The 20385-nt window shown below is 67.4% G+C and carries 21 protein-coding genes; 17 read left to right on the forward strand and 4 right to left on the reverse strand.

The genetic code is table 11. From position 1 onward, the window contains the following. Positions 1 to 35 precede the first annotated feature (35 nt). Positions 36 to 1508 (forward strand): D-alanyl-D-alanine carboxypeptidase/D-alanyl-D-alanine endopeptidase, encoded by a 1473-nt coding sequence (gene dacB / locus TV39_RS00450; RefSeq protein WP_052500446.1) that lies wholly within the window; start codon positions 36 to 38, stop codon positions 1506 to 1508. On the opposite strand, the gene TV39_RS00455 is transcribed toward dacB, so the two are convergent. Continuing rightward, complete coding sequence (locus TV39_RS00455; protein WP_043476762.1) at positions 1505 to 1780, reverse strand: hypothetical protein; 276 nt, start codon at positions 1778 to 1780, stop codon at positions 1505 to 1507. The two genes, dacB and TV39_RS00455, sit on opposite strands and share 4 nt — an antisense overlap. A 105-nt stretch (positions 1781 to 1885) precedes the next feature. On the opposite strand from TV39_RS00455, the gene TV39_RS00460 reads away from it, so the two are divergent. From TV39_RS00460 to TV39_RS00525, 14 genes are all read left to right on the forward strand, one after another. Then, the gene (locus TV39_RS00460) at positions 1886 to 3004 is read left to right on the forward strand and encodes a zinc-dependent metalloprotease (RefSeq protein ID WP_043476765.1); all 1119 of its coding nucleotides are present in this window, start codon (positions 1886 to 1888) and stop codon (positions 3002 to 3004) included. A 69-nt stretch (positions 3005 to 3073) separates the two neighbouring features. Continuing rightward, positions 3074 to 4135 carry a tRNA lysidine(34) synthetase TilS gene (gene tilS, locus TV39_RS00465; protein ID WP_200890917.1) on the forward strand — a complete coding sequence of 354 codons (1062 nt, stop codon included), beginning with the start codon at positions 3074 to 3076 and terminating at the stop codon, positions 4133 to 4135. Between the two features lie 29 nt (positions 4136 to 4164). Next, complete coding sequence (gene hpt, locus TV39_RS00470; protein WP_011690021.1) at positions 4165 to 4716, forward strand: hypoxanthine phosphoribosyltransferase; 552 nt, start codon at positions 4165 to 4167, stop codon at positions 4714 to 4716. A gap of 204 nt (positions 4717 to 4920) precedes the next feature. Continuing rightward, positions 4921 to 6990 (forward strand): ATP-dependent zinc metalloprotease FtsH, encoded by a 2070-nt coding sequence (gene ftsH, locus TV39_RS00475; protein ID WP_043476768.1) that lies wholly within the window; start codon positions 4921 to 4923, stop codon positions 6988 to 6990. A 9-nt stretch (positions 6991 to 6999) separates the two neighbouring features. Beyond that, complete coding sequence (gene folE, locus TV39_RS00480; protein WP_043476770.1) at positions 7000 to 7644, forward strand: GTP cyclohydrolase I FolE; 645 nt, start codon at positions 7000 to 7002, stop codon at positions 7642 to 7644. A 10-nt stretch (positions 7645 to 7654) separates the two neighbouring features. Further along, on the forward strand, positions 7655 to 8590 hold the full coding sequence (folP, locus tag TV39_RS00485; RefSeq protein WP_043476773.1) for a dihydropteroate synthase: 936 nt from the start codon (positions 7655 to 7657) through the stop codon (positions 8588 to 8590). A 9-nt stretch (positions 8591 to 8599) separates the two neighbouring features. Next, positions 8600 to 8959 (forward strand): dihydroneopterin aldolase, encoded by a 360-nt coding sequence (folB, locus tag TV39_RS00490; protein WP_043476775.1) that lies wholly within the window; start codon positions 8600 to 8602, stop codon positions 8957 to 8959. After that, positions 8956 to 9510 carry a 2-amino-4-hydroxy-6-hydroxymethyldihydropteridine diphosphokinase gene (gene folK / locus TV39_RS00495; RefSeq protein ID WP_043476777.1) on the forward strand — a complete coding sequence of 185 codons (555 nt, stop codon included), beginning with the start codon at positions 8956 to 8958 and terminating at the stop codon, positions 9508 to 9510. Before folB ends, folK begins: the two co-directional genes overlap by 4 nt. Positions 9511 to 9513: 3 nt before the next feature. Continuing rightward, positions 9514 to 10041: a DUF3180 domain-containing protein gene (locus TV39_RS00500; RefSeq protein WP_043476780.1), complete on the forward strand. Its 528-nt coding sequence runs from the start codon at positions 9514 to 9516 to the stop codon at positions 10039 to 10041. Continuing rightward, the gene (locus tag TV39_RS00505; protein ID WP_043476782.1) at positions 10022 to 10534 is read left to right on the forward strand and encodes a PH domain-containing protein; all 513 of its coding nucleotides are present in this window, start codon (positions 10022 to 10024) and stop codon (positions 10532 to 10534) included. The genes TV39_RS00500 and TV39_RS00505 overlap by 20 nt, the downstream gene beginning before the upstream one ends. A gap of 68 nt (positions 10535 to 10602) precedes the next feature. Then, positions 10603 to 12198 carry a PH domain-containing protein gene (locus TV39_RS00510; protein ID WP_043476785.1) on the forward strand — a complete coding sequence of 532 codons (1596 nt, stop codon included), beginning with the start codon at positions 10603 to 10605 and terminating at the stop codon, positions 12196 to 12198. Then, the gene (locus TV39_RS00515; protein WP_043476788.1) at positions 12191 to 13126 is read left to right on the forward strand and encodes a Rossmann-like and DUF2520 domain-containing protein; all 936 of its coding nucleotides are present in this window, start codon (positions 12191 to 12193) and stop codon (positions 13124 to 13126) included. Before TV39_RS00510 ends, TV39_RS00515 begins: the two co-directional genes overlap by 8 nt. 1 nt (position 13127) lies before the next feature. Next, the gene (locus TV39_RS00520; protein ID WP_043476791.1) at positions 13128 to 14057 is read left to right on the forward strand and encodes a 4-phosphopantoate--beta-alanine ligase; all 930 of its coding nucleotides are present in this window, start codon (positions 13128 to 13130) and stop codon (positions 14055 to 14057) included. Positions 14058 to 14185: 128 nt separating this feature from the next. Then, on the forward strand, positions 14186 to 15679 hold the full coding sequence (locus TV39_RS00525; protein WP_043476793.1) for a DHA2 family efflux MFS transporter permease subunit: 1494 nt from the start codon (positions 14186 to 14188) through the stop codon (positions 15677 to 15679). A 96-nt stretch (positions 15680 to 15775) separates the two neighbouring features. Here the strand turns inward: TV39_RS00525 and TV39_RS00530 are convergent, their stop codons facing one another. The 3 genes from TV39_RS00530 to TV39_RS00540 are packed head-to-tail and all read right to left on the reverse strand — an operon-like array spanning position 15776 to position 18521. After that, positions 15776 to 16612, reverse strand: a complete 837-nt coding sequence (locus TV39_RS00530) for an alpha/beta fold hydrolase (protein ID WP_043476795.1) — start codon at positions 16610 to 16612, stop codon at positions 15776 to 15778. Between the two features lie 60 nt (positions 16613 to 16672). Next, the gene (locus tag TV39_RS00535) at positions 16673 to 17557 is read right to left on the reverse strand and encodes an alpha/beta hydrolase (RefSeq protein WP_043476798.1); all 885 of its coding nucleotides are present in this window, start codon (positions 17555 to 17557) and stop codon (positions 16673 to 16675) included. Then, positions 17535 to 18521: an alpha/beta fold hydrolase gene (locus TV39_RS00540; protein WP_043476976.1), complete on the reverse strand. Its 987-nt coding sequence runs from the start codon at positions 18519 to 18521 to the stop codon at positions 17535 to 17537. Before TV39_RS00540 ends, TV39_RS00535 begins: the two co-directional genes overlap by 23 nt. A gap of 100 nt (positions 18522 to 18621) precedes the next feature. Between TV39_RS00540 and lysS the strand changes: the two genes are divergently transcribed. Further along, positions 18622 to 20154, forward strand: coding sequence for a lysine--tRNA ligase (gene lysS, locus TV39_RS00545; protein ID WP_043476801.1), 1533 nt, complete (start codon positions 18622 to 18624; stop codon positions 20152 to 20154). Between the two features lie 2 nt (positions 20155 to 20156). Then, positions 20157 to 20369 (forward strand): hypothetical protein, encoded by a 213-nt coding sequence (locus TV39_RS00550; RefSeq protein ID WP_043476803.1) that lies wholly within the window; start codon positions 20157 to 20159, stop codon positions 20367 to 20369. Positions 20370 to 20385: the final 16 nt, after the last annotated feature.

The raw sequence follows: 20385 nt of genomic DNA on the forward strand, positions 1-20385 counted from the left end.
GGGGACATTTCAGGACTATAAGGACCAACAGCAGCATGAAACGCATGATGAGCCGCGCGGCCAGGCATCCCTGGTTTGCGACCATCGGGCGGCAACTGCCGATGGTGCTGCTGGCCATCCTTATTGTGGCGCTCGCCGTCCCGGCCGCCATGCTCGTCGCACCCGCCTTTACCGGCCGGGGCGCCAGTCCGGAAGGCGCTGCGCCCGCGGTGCCGGCCTGGCAGCAGGTCCCGCGGGACCTTTCCCTCCCGCAGGGCATCTCACCCCTTAAGGACTCGGCCCCGGTCCCGTGGCCGGACACGCTCGCCGCCCGGCTCAATGCCACGCTAAAGACCGACGGCGCCGGGTCATTTACCGGCGTAGTGCAGGACGCCGCCACGGGCCAGGTGCTGTTCAGCCGGAATGGCTCGGACGGCAGGGTTCCCGCCTCCAACATGAAGCTCCTGACGGCCGCCGCCGCTCTCCGCGCCATCGGACCGGATCAGCGCTTCAGCACCAGGGTGGTAGCGGGCGCCGACGAGGGGTCGGTGGTCCTGACCGGCGGCGGGGATGTCCTGCTGGGTGCGGGAGAGTCATCCCCGGACGCCGTGATGGGCCACGCCGGACTGGCCACGCTGGCCCGGCTCACCATCGCGTCCCTTCAGGAAAGCGGCATCAAGGGTCCGGTGCAGGTACGGCTGGACGACTCCTTATTCACCGGTCCCGCGCTGAACCCGACGTGGAGCCCGGAGGACGTGGCCGCAGGCGAGACCGCGCCACTGTTCCCGCTGGCCCTCAACTCGGCGCGGTACGACCCCGCCGTTACCACCGGACCGCGCCCGCAGGACGCAGCCATGGGCGCCGCAGAGGCGTTCTCCGCCCAGCTCACCGCTGTAGGCGCCGCTGCCGGGTTGTCCGTCACGCCCGGCGTCGAGCGTGCCAAAGCCCCGGAATCCGGCAAAGTGCTGGCCGAAGTCCCGTCCGCCACGCTCCGCCAGCAGGTGGACCTGATGCTGCAGACCTCGGACAATTATCTGGCCGAGGTGGTGGGCCGGATGACCGCCGTCGCCATGGGACAACCCGGCAGCAATGACGGCGCGACTGCCGCCGTGTACAAACAGGTGCAGGACCTGGGAATCCCCACGGACGGACTCCTCATGGCGGACGTCTCCGGCCTGTCGCTGGGCAACCAGGTGTCGGCCGGCCAGCTCTCGGAGGTCGTCCGGGCCGTCACGTCCGGTGCCGAACCCAGCCTCCGGGCTGCCATCGGAGGCTTTCCCGTGGCAGGCCTTACCGGAACGCTGGGCAGCAGGTATACCGACGCATCCACTGAAGGCGGTGCGGGGCTGGTGCGGGCCAAGACCGGAACCCTGAACTCCGTGATTGCCCTCAGCGGCTACGTTGTGGACGCCGACGGCCGCCTCCTGGTGTTCTCCTTTATAGGGAACGGACTGGAGCCCGGCGCGGCGGGGAACAGGACGGCGCTGGATCTCACGGCGTCGGCACTGGCCTCCTGCGGCTGCCGCTAGCCGGCGGCGTCACCGGAACTGGCACCCTCGCCTGTGCCGGCCCCGCCCGTGCCGGCACTGGCCGCGGAACTCAGTTGCGTACCTGCCTCCGGGGCTGCTTCCGCGGCGGTGCCAAACGCGGCGGTGCCCAGCAGTGCCGCCATGACAACGGCGGACAGGACGGACCTCCAGTTGTTGCTCTGACCCAGGCTCAGCGGCGGGATCGGGCGGTACGCAATCATCGGACTCTCCTTGGTGGTGTGGACTTCTGCACCAACTGTGGCCCGGAACATTTGTGTTCCTCTGTTCCGATCCTGTGCCTTGCCTGTGCGTTGAACCCGTTCGCCGGTCAGCGAACTTAACGCGCAACCACGGGGTGCTGTGATCTGATGGACGTTATGGAGTCAACTGCAGGCGATTCATCAGTACAGGCCCAGGCATTGATCAACTGGGAGCTCGCAGCATCAACAGCCGCGCGCCTGGCTCCGGCGGGCCCGTCGCTGGGATCCGCCGAAATCGGGACGGCCGTGGAGAACCTGCGCCTCATGGCGGATATTTCCGTGCCGCACGTCCATGACATCACCGGGCTCGAGGCCGCGCGGGACCTCCGTGATTCCTCTGTGCTGGTGGTGGACCGCGCCTCCTGGGCCAAGGCCAACACGCAAAGCTTCGCCGTCATGCTGAAGCCCGCCATGGAAAAGATGCTGGAGGGCCGCCGCGGAGCCATGAGCCCGGGTGCCGCGTCCGTCAGCGGTGCCATCACGGGAAGCCAGCTGGGTGCTGTGCTTGCCTTCCTGTCCAGCAAGGTCCTGGGCCAGTACGATCCCTTCTCGGCGCTCGCCGAAGACTCCACCGCCCCGGCAGCCGGACGCCTCCTGCTGGTCGCGCCGAACATTGTCCAGGTGGAGCGCGAACTCAACGTCACCCCCGAGGACTTCCGGCTGTGGGTCTGCCTGCACGAGCAGACGCACCGCGTGCAGTTTGCGGCCGCACCCTGGCTGCGCCACCACATGCTGAGCGAAATCGACACCCTCAGCGAACACCTGCTGGGCAACGTCGACACCCTCCTCGAGCGCGCGTCTGCAGCGGCCCGGTCACTCAAGGACCGCACAGCCGCCGGAACCGCCCCGGGACGCGGCGCCATCCTGGACCTGCTGCAGGACCCGGAGGAGAAGGCCTCCCTGTCGCACCTGACCGCCGTGATGAGCCTGCTGGAGGGCCACGCCAACGTGGTCATGGACGCCGTCGACGCCAGCATCGTTCCGTCCGTCAAGACCATCCGGCAGCGCTTCAACGCCCGCGGCAAGGACCGGGGCGTCGTGGAGAAGTTCATCCGCAGCCTGCTGGGCCTCGATGCCAAGATGCGCCAGTACACGGACGGCGCCAAGTTCGTCCGCGCCGTGGTGGACGTGGCCGGCATGGAAGGCTTCAACCGGGTCTGGGAATCCGCTGCGAACCTGCCCACGGAACCGGAAATCCATGACGCCAAGCTCTGGCTCGAGCGGATGGGGCACTAGTTGTCCCACCCTCCCAGCGGACGACGGCGGCCCGGCCGGCTGTCGCCCGTCGTCGGCAAGGCGCGCAAAATGCTGCAGAACGCCCTGGCCGACGCCGGCTACCCCGAACGGGTGCTCGTCGCCTGCAGCGGCGGCCCGGATTCGCTGGCCCTCGCGGCCGTCGCGTCCTACTTCGGCCGCCGCGGCCACGTGGACGGCCACCCCGTGTCGGTGGGTGCCGTCGTCGTCGACCATCAGCTGCAGCCCGGCTCCGCCGGCGTCGCCGCCCACACCGCCGACGTCCTCCGGGACCTGGCCCTTTCCCCCGTGGAAGTGCGGCGCGTGGACGTCGCATCCACCGGGATCGGCCCCGAAGCCGCGGCACGGGACGCCAGGCACGCGGCCCTGGAGCAAGCTGCCGCCCAGGCCGGTGCCGGCGTGATCCTCCTCGGCCACACGCTGGACGACCAGGCGGAACAGGTATTGCTCGGCCTGGCCCGGGGCTCCGGAACGCGTTCGCTGGCGGGAATGCGGCCGGTCCGCGGACTCCTGCTCCGGCCGTTCCTGGGCCTCCGCCGTGCCGACACCCTGGAGATCTGCGCCGTCGAGGGACTGGACCCGTGGCATGACCCCAGTAACGCCGACCCCTCCTTTGCCCGGTCCCGCACACGGGTGGAGGTCCTTCCCATGCTGGAGGAAAAACTCGGCCCCGGGGTCGCGGAGTCCCTCGCCAGGACGGCCGCCATCCTGCAGCTGGACGCCGACTACCTCGACGACGTGGCGAACAGCACGTACGAGCAGCTGGCGGAGCATTCCGGCGTCGAAATCCGCCTGCCCGAAGCCGCGCTCGGTGAGCTGGCCCCCGCCATCCGGTTCCGGGTGATCGCCAAGGCAGCCGCCGCCGTCGGAGGCCAGCAGCCGAGCTATCAGCGGCTGCTGGCCGCGGAGGCGCTCCTGCGCCGGCAGGGTTCCGCCGGCCCGGTGGAACTTCCCGGCGGAGTGAGCGCCTACCGGCTGTCGCTGGCGCAAATCCTCGCCGGCGAAGGGCAGAATCCGCCGGAACGGACGGAGGAGGACGCCAACGGCGGTCCCCGTGAGGCCGCCCGCTGTGGGAAGCTAGTATTCCGGCCTCAAAAGCCGCCCCAAAAATAGTCGCACCCGCATCTACACAGGAGCCATTGGTGGATTCAAACGACGTCCAGGCAGACCTCAAGCACGTTCTCTACACCAAGGATCAGATCCAGCAGCGGATTACCGAGCTCGCTGCACAGATCGACAAGGACTACGAGGGCCGGGAGCTCCTCATCGTCGGCGTTTTGAAGGGCGCGGTCATGGTCATGGCAGACCTGGCGCGGGCGCTTCACAGCCACGTTTCCATGGACTGGATGGCAGTTTCCTCCTACGGTTCCGGCACCCAGTCCTCCGGTGTTGTCCGCATCCTCAAGGACCTCGACACCGACCTCATGGGCAAGGATGTGCTGATTGTCGAGGACATCATCGACTCCGGCCTGACGCTTTCGTGGCTCAAGACCAACCTGGAATCCCGCGGCACCGCGTCCGTGGAAATCTGCACCGCCTTCCGCAAGCCCACGGCTGCCAAGGTCCAGATCGACGTCAAGTACGTCGGTTACGACATCCCGAACGAATTCGTGGTGGGCTACGGCCTGGACTACGCCGAGAAGTACCGCAACCTTGACTTCGTGGGCACACTGGCGCCCCACGTCTACGAATAGGCGCATTCCCCGGGATCCCTCCCGGCCGGCCGGACCCCCGCGGGGCCGCGGCCCTGTACCGCTACGCCTAGAGGGAACTTTTGCCCCGCACCGTGCGTGATTCACTCCGAACGGTGTATAGCTAGTAGCTGACGCAGCACCACACGCGCGCAGACCAGTCGCCGTGCAGCACTACCAGGAGGGACGGGGCCAGCCCCCGATCAGATGAAAGCTAAGAGTTTCTTCAAGGGCCCGGGCATCTGGATCGTTGTTGTGGTCGGAATGCTCCTGCTGGCCTTTGCCACGCTCGCCCCCGGCGGGGCCACCCGGATCGACACCAAACCGGGCCTCGAGCTCCTTGCGGACAAGGGCAAGGTGGAACAGGCCAAGATCTTCGACGCCGAGAACCGCGTGGACCTTGTCCTCAAGGACAACCTGGTCATCGACGGGCAGGACAAGGGCAAGAACGTCCAGTTCTTCTTCGTCAACGCCCGCGCCGCGGACGTTGTCAAGGCCGTCACCGACGCCAACCCCTCAAACGGATACACCGACCAGCCCATCGAAAACAACTGGTTCTCCGGGCTGTTCTCCCTCCTGATCCCCGTACTGCTGCTGGGTGTCCTGTTCTGGTTCCTGCTGTCCCGCATGCAGGGCGGCGGATCCAAGATCATGCAGTTCGGCAAGTCCAAGGCCAAGCTGGTTAACAAGGACATGCCCCAGGTGACCTTCAGCGACGTCGCCGGCGCCGATGAGGCTGTAGAGGAACTCCAGGAAATCAAGGAATTCCTCCAGGAACCGGCCAAGTTTCAGGCCGTGGGCGCCAAGATCCCCAAGGGCGTGCTGCTCTACGGCCCTCCAGGTACCGGTAAGACCCTGCTGGCCCGCGCCGTCGCCGGTGAAGCGGGCGTGCCGTTCTTCTCCATCTCGGGTTCGGACTTCGTCGAAATGTTCGTCGGCGTGGGTGCGTCCCGCGTCCGCGACCTCTTCGAGCAGGCCAAGGCCAGTTCGCCGGCGATCATCTTCGTTGACGAGATCGACGCCGTCGGCCGTCACCGCGGCGCCGGAATCGGCGGCGGCAACGACGAACGCGAGCAGACCCTCAACCAGCTGCTGGTTGAAATGGACGGCTTCGACGTCAAGACCAACGTCATCCTGATCGCCGCCACCAACCGCCCCGACGTCCTGGACCCGGCACTGCTGCGCCCGGGCCGCTTCGACCGCCAGATCACCGTTGAAGCCCCGGACCTCGTGGGCCGCGACCAGATCCTGCAGGTCCACGCGAAGGGCAAGCCGATGGCGCCCGGCGTCGACCTCAAGGCCGTTGCCAAGAAGACCCCCGGCTACACGGGTGCAGACCTCGCGAACGTCCTCAACGAGGCTGCCCTGCTGACGGCCCGCTCCAACGCCAACCTGATTGACGACCGCGCGCTCGATGAGGCCATTGACCGCGTCATGGCCGGCCCGCAGAAGCGCAGCCGCGTCATGAAGGAACACGAGCGCAAGATCACGGCCTACCACGAAGGCGGACACGCCCTGGTGGCTGCCGCACTGCGGAATTCCGCCCCCGTCACCAAGATCACCATCCTGCCCCGCGGCCGCGCCCTGGGCTACACCATGGTGGTTCCGGAGAACGACAAGTACTCCGTCACCCGCAACGAACTGCTGGACCAGATGGCTTACGCCATGGGCGGCCGCGTGGCCGAGGAAATCGTCTTCCACGATCCGTCCACCGGCGCCTCCAACGACATCGAAAAGGCCACGTCAACGGCCCGCAAGATGGTCACGGAGTTCGGCATGAGCGAACGCGTCGGTGCAGTGCGCCTGGGTCAGGGCGGCGGCGAGCCGTTCCTGGGCCGCGACGCCGGCCACGAGCGCAACTACTCGGACCAGATCGCCTACATCGTGGACGAGGAAGTGCGCCGCCTGATCGACCAGGCGCACGACGAGGCCTACGCGATCCTCACCGAGAACCGCGACATCCTGGATTCCTTGGCCTTGGAACTCCTTGAGCGGGAAACCCTCAACCAGGCCGAAATTGCGTACGTCTTCCGGGACATCCGCAAGCGTGACTTCCGTGAAGTGTGGCTCTCCAAGGAAACCCGGCCGGTACAGGCGGCCGGTCCCGTGGAGTCCCGGCACGAGCGGGCCGAACGTGAGGCCCAGGAAGAAGCCAAGGAAGCCCGCCTGGAGGAACCGCTGGACGCCCGGCCGCCGCACCCGCAGGGCGTGGCAGGCCAGGAGACCTTCGGCGGCGGTGTTACGGACGTCAGCACCGACGGACCGCAGCACGGCTAAGCTTCTGCTGTGAATCATTTCGACGACGACGACGTTTCCACCACCTCCGATCCCTCGGCTGCGGGCCACTCGGGGCATGCCGGCCACACCAAGGTTGACCGGCCGAGGATCGAGGCGGCGGTCAGGGAAATCCTGCTGGCCATCGGGGAAGACCCGGACCGCGGGGGCCTTCTGGACACCCCCAAAAGGGTAGCCAAGGCCTACGCTGAGGTCTTCGCCGGCCTGCACCACGACCCCGCGGAAATTCTGTCCACCACCTTCGACCTGGACCATGAGGAACTGGTCCTCGTCAAGGACATTCCGTTCTACTCCACCTGCGAGCACCATCTGGTGCCGTTCCACGGTGTGGCACATGTTGGCTACATTCCGTCCCATGACGGAAAGGTCACCGGGCTGAGCAAGCTCGCCAGGCTGGTGGACATGTTCGCAAAGCGCCCCCAGGTGCAGGAACGGCTCACCACCCAGATCGTCGAAGCACTGGTAACGCACCTGAAGCCGCGCGGAGCGATCGTCGTGGTCGAATGCGAACACCTGTGCATGTCCATGCGAGGCATCCGCAAGCCCGGTGCCAAGACCGTCACCAGCGCCGTGCGCGGTCAACTGCATGACCCGGCCACCCGCGCCGAAGCCATGAGCCTCATACTCGGAAGGTAATAAACAGACTATGGACTCCCTAGCTGCAGCCCCTGGAACCGGACCCGCAACAAGCCCATTGCCCATCCTGCGCAAACCGCGGCCGGCAGCCAAGTTTGAAGATCTCCCCACGGACCGCACGCTGGTGATGGGAATCCTGAACGTCACCCCGGATTCCTTCAGCGACGGCGGCTCGCACCCGACGCCGGACACCGCCATCGCGGCCGGCCTCCGGATGTTCTACGCGGGCGCCGACATCATCGACGTCGGCGGCGAGTCCACCCGGCCCGGTGCCGAGGAAGTCAGCCCCGAAGAGGAAAAGCGCCGTGTGCTGCCGGTGGTCGAGGCCATGGTCAGGGCCGGCGCCCTGGTCAGCATTGACACCACCCATGCTTCAACGGCTGCCGCTGCGCTCAAGGCCGGCGCCACCATCATCAACGACGTGTCCGGGCTGACGATGGAGCCGGAGATGGCCGAACTGGCCGCCCGCACCGGCGCCCCGTACGTGCTGACCCACCGCCGCGGCGACGCCAAGACCATGAACTCGCTCACGGACTACGGCAACGTGGCGGAGGACGTCGCCGCTGAACTGGTGGGCGTGCGGGACAAACTGTACGCCGCCGGGGTGTCGCCGGAACAAATCATCGTGGACCCGGGCCTGGGCTTCTCCAAGAACGATGTCCAGAACTGGGAGCTCCTGCGGAACATGGGTCCGCTGGAGGCGCTTGGGCACAGGGTTTTGGTGGGAGCGTCCCGCAAGCGCTTCCTGGGTACGTTGCTGACCGTTGCGGGCAAGGCCGCCGCTCCGGGGGAGCGGGACCATGCGACTGCCGCGATCACAGCCATCAGCGCTGCCCGCGGCGCCTGGGCAGTGCGCGTGCACGACGTCGGACCCAGCCTTGACGCCGTCAAGGTTGCCGCGCGCATGTCCGCCGGGCCGCTCGGCCACTCCAGTCCCACCAACTAGGCAGCCATCATGGACACAATCACGCTGAGCGGTGTTACCGCCGTCGGCCATCACGGGGTGTTCGATTTCGAACGCCGCAACGGCCAGCCGTTCATCGTCGATGCCGTTCTGCACCTGGATTTCACCAAGGCCGCCGCCTCGGACGATGTCCTGGACACCGCGCATTACGGCGAGGTGGCCGAACGCATCAAGCACTGGATTACCGGCGACCCTCTCAACCTGATCGAGGCCCTGGCCGTCCGCATCGCGGAAGACCTGCTGCAGGAATTCCCGCTGGCCGCCGTGGACATCACGGTGCACAAGCCCAAGGCCCCCATTGAGGTGGAGTTCGGCGACGTCTCCGTCAGCGTGCATCGGCGGCGGTCATGAACCCCCCGTACTCGAACAACCCGTATGTCCGCGCGGTACTGGCCCTCGGCAGCAACCTGGGGGAGCGGAACGACACCCTGTCCAGCGCCGTTGCCGATCTGGTGGACCGGCCCGAAGTGCGGCTGATCGCGGTTTCCCCGGTGGTGCAGACCAAGGCCGTGGGCGGACCTGAGGGCCAGCCAGACTTCCTGAACATGGTGATCACGGTGGAAACGTCGCTGCCGCCGTCGGAGCTGCTGCGGCATTGCCAGTCCGTGGAAAACAAGCACCACCGGGTGCGCGAAGTCAGGTGGGGTCCGCGGACCCTGGACGTTGACATCATCACCTACGGCGACCTGGTCAGTTCGGATCCCGCACTGACCCTGCCGCATCCCCGTGCCGCCGAGCGTGCATTTGTGCTGTACCCGTGGTCGCTCATCGACCCCTCGGCCGAGCTCAACGGCGTGCGGGTGGGCGAACTGGCTGCCAGGGCCGCGGACTTCCCGGATCTTTCCCCCTTCGACGGTTTCGGGGACTTCGACGGCCTTCCCACAGCGGGAGCAGTGGAGTAGGCCGTGAAACCCGTCAATCCGTTCCTGCTGATCGTCGTGGGGCTGATCGTGGCCATTGCCGGCTGGTTCGCGACTGTCATGACCACCCGCTACGGCCTGGCCACCCCGGTGCTTCCGCAGACCGGCCTGGTGACCATGGGCGTGATCGTGGTGCTCACGCTGGTGCTGGGGATCCGCGTCCTGCGCTGGCGGAACGGCAAGAAAAAGAAAATGCTGAACCCCATCCTGGCCGCATGGACGCTTGTCCTTGCCCAGGCCTGCGCGTACACCGGAACGGTGCTGCTGGGCTGGCACGCGGGAATCTTCCTGGACCTGCTGAGGCTCTGGAACCTGCGCAGCGACCAGGGGATCACCTGGCTGGCCGCGTCGATGGCCGGCGGAGGCCTGGCCATGATCATCGTGGGCCTGGTCGTGGAACGCTTCTGCCGGATTCCGCCCGAGGACGGTGACGCCGACGGGGCCACGGGAACGCCGGGACGGGGCGCCCGCAAGCCCAAAGGAGAAGGCGAATATGCCTACCGAGGCGATTGATCCGCCGGGGATTTCCTGGCTCCGGGTTTCGCCCAAGTACGTGACTGTCCGCCTGGTGGAATGGGCGTTCGGGAACCTCATCGCCGTGGCAGTCCTTTCGCTCCCCTTGGTGTTCAGGCTGGCGGGCTGGTGGGAGTGGGTTCCGCTCTGGCTGGCCATCACCGTCCCGGCCGTCACCCTGCTGCTGGCCGTCTGGCGGCTGCTGCTGATTCCCCGCCAGGTGCGGGCCATCGGCTATGCCGAGCGCGACGACGACCTCCTGATCCGCAGCGGCATCTTCTTCCAGCGCACACTGGTGGTTCCCTACGGCCGGATGCAGTACGTGGACATCGGAGTGGGGCCCGTGGAACGCGGACTCGGCCTGTGCACGCTGAAACTGCACACTGCCTCGGCCGGAACCAACGCTGAAATTCCCGGCCTGCCGGCCGACGAGGGGGCGCGGCTCCGCGAGCAGCTGTCCGCCCGGGGCGCTGCCCGGCTGGCCGGGCTGTGACCCCTGACAGTGCTGTGACACCGCCCGGCGGCGCCGGACCCGGGCCAACCCCCGGCATTGCCGGGCAGATGACCGGAAAGCCCGACGGCGAGTGGCTGCGGGTCCACCCCGCGTCGCCGTTCATCCGGGGATGGGTGGCGCTTGCCGCCATCGGTTTCTTCTTCGGCCGCGATTCCTTTGAGCGCCTGCTGCAAGGACGGCCCCTCATGGATGACATGTATACCGGGCGCGTGCCGTTCCTGCTCGCCGGCGGCGGACTGATCCTTCTGCTGGCCGTCCTCGGGTTCATCACCACGTGGTACTTCACCAGGTACCAGGTGGCCGAGGGCTACGTCCGGGTCAACACAGGATTCCTGTTCAAGCAGCAGCGCCAGGCCCGGCTGGACCGGGTGCAGGCCATCGACATCGTGCAGCCGCTCCTGGCCAGGATCTTCGGCCTGGCCGAACTCAAGTTCGAGGTGGCCGACGCCGGCGAATCAGCTGTGCGCCTCGCCTACCTGCGCATCGACGACGCCCGCCAGCTGAGGGCCACCATCCTGGCCCGGGCGGCCGGGCTCGTGCCCGATCCCGGTCAACCCGAAGCAGCCCTGCCGGAGGCGCCGGAATACGCCGTCCTGTCCCTGCCGCCGTCGCGGTTGGTCGGTTCGCTGCTGCTCAGCGAGCAGAGCTTCTTCCTGGCCCTGGGCGCGGCAGCGTCGGTGGTGCTGTCCGCCGTCACTGAAAGCCGCCAAATCTACTTTTACCTGATCCCGGCGGTCCTGGGCATGGCCGCCGCCTACTGGGGATCATTCAACAAGGGCTACAACTTCACCGCGGCTATTTCGCCGGACGGGATCCGGCTCCGGTACGGGCTGCTGGACACGCAGGCGCAGACCCTGCCGCCGGGCAGGATCCAGGCCGTGAAAGTAACGCAGCCGCCGCTGTGGCGGATCTTCGGCTGGTACCGGATGCAGGTGAATGTGGCCGGCTACGGCGGCCCGGGGAGCAACGGTGAAGGCGCGTCGCGCACCATGCTTCTCCCGGTAGGTGGCCTGGCCGACGTCATGCGGATGCTCTCGCTGGTGCTCCCGGACCCGGGAACGCCGGACCCGGCACGCGTCTTTACGGCCGGCCTGACCGGTATGGCCCCCGCCGGACTCCCTCCGGCCGGTCTGTCCCCGGCCGGTCCGTCCCAGCACGGGGTGATCTCCGAAGAAGCGCCCGACGGCGGGTTCCTCACCAGCCCGCGCCGCGTGCGCCTGCTGGCGCCGCTGGGCTGGCGCCGCAACGGGTTCACCGCCACGGACACTGCACTGCTGATCCGTTCCGGCCGCCTGTGGCGCGAGCTGGTGGTGGTTCCGCACCAGCGCACGCAATCGATGGCCCTGCACCAGGGGCCGCTGGCGAGACGCTTCCGGGTGGCGGACCTGGTGCTGCACACCACGGCCGGCCCGGTGTCACCGCGCGTCATCCAGGCCGGACTGGACGAGGCCCGCGACCTGTTTGACGCCCAGGCCGCCCGCGCCCGGGAAGCCCGCAAACGCCAGACCAGCGAGCAATGGCTCACTCAGGTCGCCCCCGCCACGGTGGTTGAGCCCGTCGAAACCAAGGATCCCGACAAGCTCGATCACCGGCACACGCCCGATCACGCCCAGAACCACCAGGAAGGCCCGCACCATGGCTAAGCCAGGACGCCTCGGCGTCGGAATCATCGGCGCAGGAAAAGTGGGCGCAGTGCTCGGCGCGGCGCTCCGCGCTGCCGAGCACGCCGTCGTCGGGGTTTCCGCGGTCTCGGATGCAAGCCGGGAACGCGCCGAAACCCTGCTGCCCGGCGTGCCGGTACTCGATGTGCAGGACATCGTGGAACGGTCCGAGCTGGTGCTGCTGGCCGTCCCGGACGACGCCCTCGGCGGGCTCGTGAAAGGCCTCGCCAAGCTGGGCGCCTGGCAGCCCGGGCAGCTTGTGGCCCACACCTCGGGCCGCTTCGGCGTGGGTATCCTGCACCCGGTTCGGGCGGCCGGCGCCGTCCCGCTCGCGCTGCACCCCGCCATGACCTTCACCGGCATGAGCCTGGACCTCACCCGGCTGCTGGACTGCACGTTCGGGGTCACGGCGGACGCTGCGATGCTGCCCATCGCGCAGGCGCTGGTGGTGGAGATGGGCGCCGAACCCGTGGTCATCGCGGAAGGCGACCGCACCCAGTACCACGCGGCCCTGGCCCACGGTTCGAACCACCTGGTGACCCTCGTTGCCCAGGCCTCGCAGCTGCTGCGCGAAGTGGGCGTCGAAACCCCCGAGCGCATGCTTGGCCCGCTGCTGCGGGCAACGCTGGAGAATGCCCTTGCTTCCGGGGAGTCGGCCCTGACCGGTCCGGTGGCACGGGGCGATGCCGGCACGGTTGCTGCGCACGCGGAGGCCCTGCGGGAACACGACGCCGGTGCCGGCGGCGATATTCTGGAGGCCTACCTGGCGATGGCACGGGCCACCGCGCGCCGCGCCGGGAGCCGGGGGCTGCTGAAGCCGGACCAGCTGGATGCGATCCGGAAAGCCCTGGACGGCGTTGACAACGACGGTGAGGACAACGACGGCCCGCAGGCCACTGGAGGAAACTGACTTGGCGATCAAACTCGTGACCACCGCGGCGCAGCTGCGGGCCGAAAGCGCACGGCTGCTGACGGAGAAACAGGGCTCGTCGCAGGGCCTCGTTCCCACCATGGGAGCCCTGCACGAGGGCCATGCCAGGCTGGCCCGCACCGCCGTCGAACACAACGACGTAGTGGTGGCCAGCATCTTCGTCAATCCGCTGCAGTTCGGCGAGGCCGTGGACCTGGACCGCTACCCCCGGACCCTCGAAGCGGACATGGAGCTCCTGGACGCCGAGGGCGTGGACCTGGTGTTCGCACCCTCCGTTGAGGAGGTCTATCCGGGCGGCGAGCCCCTGGTCCGGGTGACGGCGGGCCGTCTGGCAGAGAAATGGGAAGGCGCGTCCCGCCCAGGCCACTTCGACGGTGCACTCACGGTGGTGGCCAAGCTGCTGCACTACGGAATTCCGGGGACCGGGCTGCCCGCGGGAGGCGCCTTTGTGACAGGCACCGGTGCGGGCCTGCCGGCGTACCGCGCCTACTTCGGCCAGAAGGACGCCCAGCAGCTCACCCTGGTGCGGCGCATGGTGGCGGACCTGAACTTTCCCGTGGAGATCGTGGCGGTTCCCACGGTCCGTTCCGCTGACGGGCTGGCGTTGAGCAGCCGGAACAGGTTCCTGTCCGGCGAGGAACGCGAGGCCGCCCTGGTGCTGTCCCGGGCGCTGCGCCTCCTCGAAGAGCGCGCCAATGCCCACGAACCGCTGGACCTGGAATCCGCCCAGGCCCTGGTGGAGTCCCAGCCCCTGGTGGGTCTGGATTACTTCGACGTGGTGGACCCGGAGACCCTGGAGCCCCTGGCTGAGAACTGCAGGGAGACGCCGTTCCGCGGTGAAGGCCTGGCTATCATCGCGGCCAAGGTGGGGCCGGTCCGGCTGATTGACAACGTGCCGCTGAGCTCCTGAGCCGCCGGACTTCCCGGGCGGGACAGGATTTTTTCCAGTGACGGGAATTACCCCGGGGGATAGACTGTTGGAATCTGCAGCGACGATGCTCGCCGGAAACCACTTCACATCTCCCTGAGGGAATCCCCATGTCTACAGACGTCTCTTCCAACGCCCACGGCGATCCCGTGGGCCCTGCCGCTGCGGCGACTGAGGCGGTCCCGGCGGCCGGGCCGGTGAAAATGTCCCGCGAGTCGGTCACCATCATCGTCACGCTGCTCGTTGCCACCTTCGTGGTGATCCTGAACGAAACCATCATGAACGTCGCGCTGCAGCGGCTGATGGTGGACCTCGGTGTTGACGCGCCCACGGTGCAGTGGCTGTCCACGGGCTTCATGCTCACCATGGCCGTGGTCATCCCCACCACCGGGTTCATCCTGCAGCGGCTGTCCACCAGGGCCGTCTTTATGCTGGCCATGGGACTGTTTTCGGGCGGCACACTCCTGGCCGCGCTGGCTCCGGGATTCGAAGTCCTCCTGCTGGCCCGCATTGTCCAGGCCGGCGGCACGGCCATCATGCTTCCGCTCCTGATGACCACCATCCTGACGCTGGTGCCGATCGTACGGCGCGGCGCGGTCATGGGCAACGTGAGCATCGCCATTTCAGTAGCACCGGCCATGGGCCCCACCGTGTCCGGGCTGATACTGGAACACTTCACCTGGCGCTTCATGTTCGTGTTCGTCCTGCCCATCGCTCTGGCTGCCTTCGCCATCGGGGCCCGCTACCTCACCAACATCGGCGAGACCGAGAAGACCCGGCTGGACATCGTGTCCGTGCTGCTGACCGTTCCCGCCTTCGGCGGACTGGTGTACGGCCTCAGCCAGATCGGCGGAGGCCACGGCGGACAAAGCGGCCCAGGCACCGCAGCGGTGGCCGCGCTCGCCATAGGCCTGGTGGCCATGACGGCATTCGTCTTCCGCCAGCTGAAACTGCAGAGGTCCGACGGCCCCCTGCTGGACCTGCGCGCCTTCAACTTCCGCATGTTCACCGTGTCCGTGCTGCTCCTGGTGGTGGCCATGATCGCCCTGTTCGGCGCCGTCATCCTGCTGCCGCTGTACCTGCAGGAAATCCGCGGCCTGAAGTCCCTGGAGACCGGCCTGGCGCTGCTGCCCGGCGGCCTGGCCATGGGGCTCCTTGGCCCGTTCATCGGCCGCCTCTTCGACAAGGTGGGCCCGTTGCCGCTGACCGTCACCGGTTCCGTCATGATGGTGCTGTCCCTCTGGCAGTTCTCCATGCTGAACGAGGAAACGGCCGTGTGGTGGATTGTGGCGCTGCACGTGGTCCTCAGCCTGGGCCTGGCGCTCCTGTTCACGCCGGCCTTCACCACCGGACTCAACCCGCTGCCGCCGCACCTCTACTCACATGGATCGGCCATCATGAGCACGCTCCAGCAGGTGGCCGGTGCCGCCGGAACCGCGCTCCTGGTCTCGATCTACGCCGTCGTGTCCGCCGGGTCAGGCATCGTCGCCGGCATGCACGCGGCGTTCCTGACGGCCGCCGGCATAGCCGTGGCCGCCGTCGTGCTTTCGGCAATGATGCGCAAGACCGCGGGTGCGGAACACCCGGCACCCGCAGCCCACTAACCCTTTAAGCGCGAACGGACACTTGCGGCCCTCTCCGGAGGGGCCCCAAGTGTCCGTTCGCGCTGTTTGTGCGGCACTAGGTGCCGTTGCGAAGGGTCAGCCGGCGAAGAACTCGCTGAGTTCGGTGATTAGCTTGTCCGGCGCGCGGTTGACGCCGTCGTGGCCGGCTCCGGGCAGGATGGTGTAGCTCGAACCGGACAGGACGTCGTGGATCTGGCCGCACGCGATCCCGAAGTACGCCGGGCTCTTTTCGCCCACAATAATGAGGGTCTCCAGCGGCAAAGCCAGGAACGGCTCCGCCGGCATGTCCGCCGCGATGATCGCCTTGATCTCCCTCACCCCGGTCTTCATCAGCTCGCGCTGCTGCTTGCCGACCGGCGTTCCGGCGGTGAGCTTGTTGGCCAGCGTCAGCATGGAGAGGGGCATCCGTGAGGACAGGGCGCCGCCCGTCTCAAGTCCCCTGACCAGCACGGCGAGGGCGCGGTCGTCGTCGCCGACCGCGTTGGCACGTTCGTATTCGGCGATCCAGTCGGCCTTGACGCTGTGGTTCACGGAGACGGCGGGGTCGTAGACAGCCAGCCGTTCCACCGGAAGCGTACGTGCGGCGTGGAGCGCCACAGCGCCGCCGAAGCTGTGGCCGAAAACGTCCGTGCTGGCCGTGTGCTTCATCACGGTATCCAGGTCGCGGATGTCAACGTCGAGCGTGTAGTCGTCCGGCTGCGGTGACGATTCACCCCGTCCCCGCCGGTTGAACGTGTGCACCGGCCGGCCCAGCGAAGCACCTAGTTTCTGGGCAAAGCGCGTGTAGTCAGCGGCAGTGACCATTGAAGCCTGAACGACGACGACGCCCGAGCCCGCCGAGGCCAGCTCGGCTCCCGTGGTGTAAAGCTCCAGCGTTCCGCCGTCGGGTGTTGTGATGTTCTCGCGCGTCATGTTCCGAGCCTACCCGGGGCGGCAGGAACCGCGCAGTAGCTTCGCGCCGCCAAGGGTTCGTCAGCCCTTGTAATACTCGGAGATGTCCTGGACCAGTTCCTTGACTGCCGCGGGGATGGAGGCATGGACGCACTTGGGTGAAATCTGGAGAGCGCTTCCGGGGACCGCGCGGTGCAGCAGCTCCGCTGTCACCTTGTAGTACCGGGGGCTTTTGGCGCCCACCATGAACCGGGTGTTCGGCGGCAGGACGGCGAAATCACGGACGTGGTCGGCTTCATCGAACACCGCCTTGAGCTCGCCCACGCCGCTGGGCATGAGCTCCTTGAAGAGCCGGTTCACCTTGGTCCGCGAAACCAGTGCCATCAGTCCGGCGAGGACGGGCTCCGGAATCCTGGCCATCGCCGTGCCGGGCTGCATGCCTTTCTTGAGCTTGGCCAGGGCGTGCGGGACGTTTCCGTCGTTGACTGAGCGTTCGAAATCGTCCAGCCAGGACGTGTCCACGCTGCCGTCGATATTTATTGCCGCGTCATAGACCGCAAGCTTGTCCGGCTGGTGCACAGTGCCGGTGAACTCCTGGACCGCGTTGAGGGCAACGGAGCCGCCCAGGCTGTGCCCGAAGAGGTTGCGGGCGCCGGTGGCGTCCATGATGGTGCGGACATCGGCGATCTCGGTGGCCATCGAGTAGTCTTCCGGTTGCGGCGTGGAATCGCCGCGGCCGCGCCGGTCGTAGACGTCCACCGCCCAGCCTTCGCCCAGTCCTTTGGACAGGGCCTCGGAAAACGGCCGGTAGATCAGCGCCGTGAGGAAGGCTCCGCCGATCACCACAACCCGGCGCTCGCCGGGCGCGTCCGCGGTTCCGTATGTGTACAAAGCCAGCCGCCCGCCGTCGTGCGTGGTGATGGCCTGCTGCTTTACTGTTCCCTCAGGTTCGCGGGTTCCCTTCACGGGCCCATCCTAAACGGTTGCCCAGGGGGTTCCCTGCAGTCCGGATGCGCTGGAACCGCAGGCCGGCGTCGTTGGCCAGGAAGCGCGCTGTGGTCAGGGCCAGGCGGTGCCCGGGCCGCAGCGGCCCTTCGTGCAGTTGCCCGGGGACGAGCGCGAAGTCGATCGACGGGACTGCCGCGGCGAGCTGGCGGCCGGTCTCGGCGAAGTACGCCGGGCTCCAGCCTCCGCTGAGCATCAGGGTGGGTGTGGTGACGCCGGCAAAGTCCGCAAGTTCCGCATCGGCGTCCAGCACAGCCCGCATTTCGGCCACCGCGGTGGGCAGCAGCTGCCGCATTTCAGCGCCAAGGCGGGTCCGGGCGGACAGGATGCTGAGCATGCGCAGGGCGCCGAGCGGGAGCTTGGAGACCGGCCCCGCAGTTTCCAGGCCTTGGACCAGGTGCGCCCACGCGTGGTCCAGCTGTCCCGCCGCCATGGAGTGCTCAAGTTCCGGCCGCCAGCGCCGGCTGAGGCTGCCGGACAGGGAAACCGCGGCGTCGTAGGTCACGAGCCGCCGGATGGGCTCCGTCCTGGCCGCCTGCAGTGCCACGAATCCGCCGTAGCTGTGGGCCACCACGTCCGTGGAACCGGTGTCCCGCATGACCGTGCGGAGGTCGTTGACTTCAGTCGCCGCCGAATAGTCTTCGAGCTGGCCCGAGGAACCGCCCCGGCCGCGGCGGTTATAGGTATGCACGGGCCGCCCCAGCAGGCGCGCGATCTTCATCGCGAACGGCCGGTAGAGCGCGTCGGTCACCAAGGTTCCGTGAACGACGACGACGCCGGGTTGCGCAGCGCCGTCCGGGAGGCCGCCCGCGCGGCCGTCCGGACCGCCTCCTGCAGCTGGCAGGGCCGGCCCGGCAGCGGGACTGAAGGAGTGCACCTGAAGGTGCCCGTCGCCGTCGTCCGTCCTGATCGTCCGAGTTTCCACAGCCACGAGTCTATTCCCCTCCCCGTGGCGTCCTCCGTGGTGAGGGGGATCATGGCCAGCCGGATAACGTGCCGGGGAACTCCCGGTAAACTTAGGGACTGTGACTTCCCAAAACACCCCCACCCCGACCAATGCTGCCGAACCGGCGGATGCCAGCGAGCAGATGCGCATCCGTATGGAGAAGCGCGCCAAGCTGATTGAACGCGGCGTCGAGGCCTATCCGGTGGGTGTTGAACGCACGCATTCCCTGAGCGAAATCCGTGAGAAGTATTCGCACCTCGAGGCCGATGAGACCACGGGTGACATCGTGGGCGTCACCGGACGCATCGTGTTTATCCGGAACACCGGCAAGCTCTGCTTCGCCACGCTCCAGGAAGGCGGCACGGATGGCAAGGGCACCCGCCTGCAGGCCATGCTGAGCCTGGCCAACGTGGGTGAGGAGTCCCTGGCCGAATGGAAGGCCCTGGTTGACCTGGGCGACCACGTCCACATCAAGGGCGAGGTCATTTCCTCCCGCCGCGGTGAACTGTCCGTGATGGCCGATTCCTGGACCATGGCGTCGAAGGCCCTGCGCCCGCTGCCGGTGCTGCACGCCGGCCTCAACGAGGAAACCCGCGTCCGCCAGCGGTACGTGGACCTGATGGTCCGCGATGAGGCCCGCGAGATGGTCTACACCCGTGCCGCGATCACCCGTTCCATCCGGGAAAGCCTGCACCGCCGCAACTACGTCGAGGTGGAAACCCCGATGCTCCAGCTGGTCCACGGCGGTGCCCTGGCCCGGCCGTTCGAGACCCACATGAACGCCTTTGACCAGAAGATGACGCTGCGCATCGCCACCGAGCTGTACCTCAAGCGCGCCGTGGTGGGTGGCATCGACCGCGTGTACGACATGGGGCGGGTGTTCCGCAACGAAGGCGTGGACTCCACGCACAGCCCGGAGTTCACCACGCTGGAATGCTACGAAGCCTGGGCGGACCAGTTCGTCATGGCGGACCGCATCAAGGAGATCATCCTCGACGCCGCTGACGCCGCCGGTGTGGGCCGCACCATCCAGACGGAAGCCGGGGAGATCAACCTCGACGGCGAATGGACCTGGCTGGCCGTCTACCCCGGACTTTCCGACGCCGTGGGCCAGGAAATCACGCCGGACACCACCGTGGAGGAACTGCGGGCAGTGGCGGCCAAGCACGACGTCAAGGTGGACCCGAAGTGGGATGCCGAAAAGCTGGCGGTTGAACTGTTCGGCGAACTCGTGGAGCCCACACTGCTGAACCCCACCTTCGTTTACGACTACCCGCCCTCCGCGCAGCCGCTCGCACGCCAGCACCGCAACGACGACCGCCTGATTGAAGCCTGGGACCTGATCATCGGCGGCATGGAACGCGGCACGGCCTTTTCCGAGCTGATCGACCCGGTGATCCAGCGTGAACGCCTCACCGAACAGTCCATGCACGCAGCCGCCGGAGATGTCGAAGCCATGCAGCTGGACGAAGATTTCCTCCGCGCTCTGGAGTACGGTGCTCCGCCCATGGGCGGAATCGGGCTGGGCATCGACCGCCTGGTCATGCTGTTCACCGGTGCCGGCATTCGCGAGACCATCCTCTTCCCGCTGCTGAAGCCCGAGGGGCACTGATCATGGAGTACGTAGCAGTCCTCCTACCGTCCCTCGTTGTCGGTTTGCTGTTCTGGTTTGCCATGAAGTCGATCTTCAACGCCGACAAGTCGGAGCGCCAGGCCGAGGCGCGCGCCCAGGCCGAGGCCGATGCCGGCGCGGCCGAATCCAATCACGGAACTAATGGCGCGCCGAATACCGGAACGAATGCCGGCAACGGCAACGGCACAAAGTAATACTCCCTGCATATTC

Source organism: Arthrobacter sp. SPG23 (genome assembly GCF_000876655.1).
Lineage (GTDB): Bacteria > Actinomycetota > Actinomycetes > Actinomycetales > Micrococcaceae > Arthrobacter.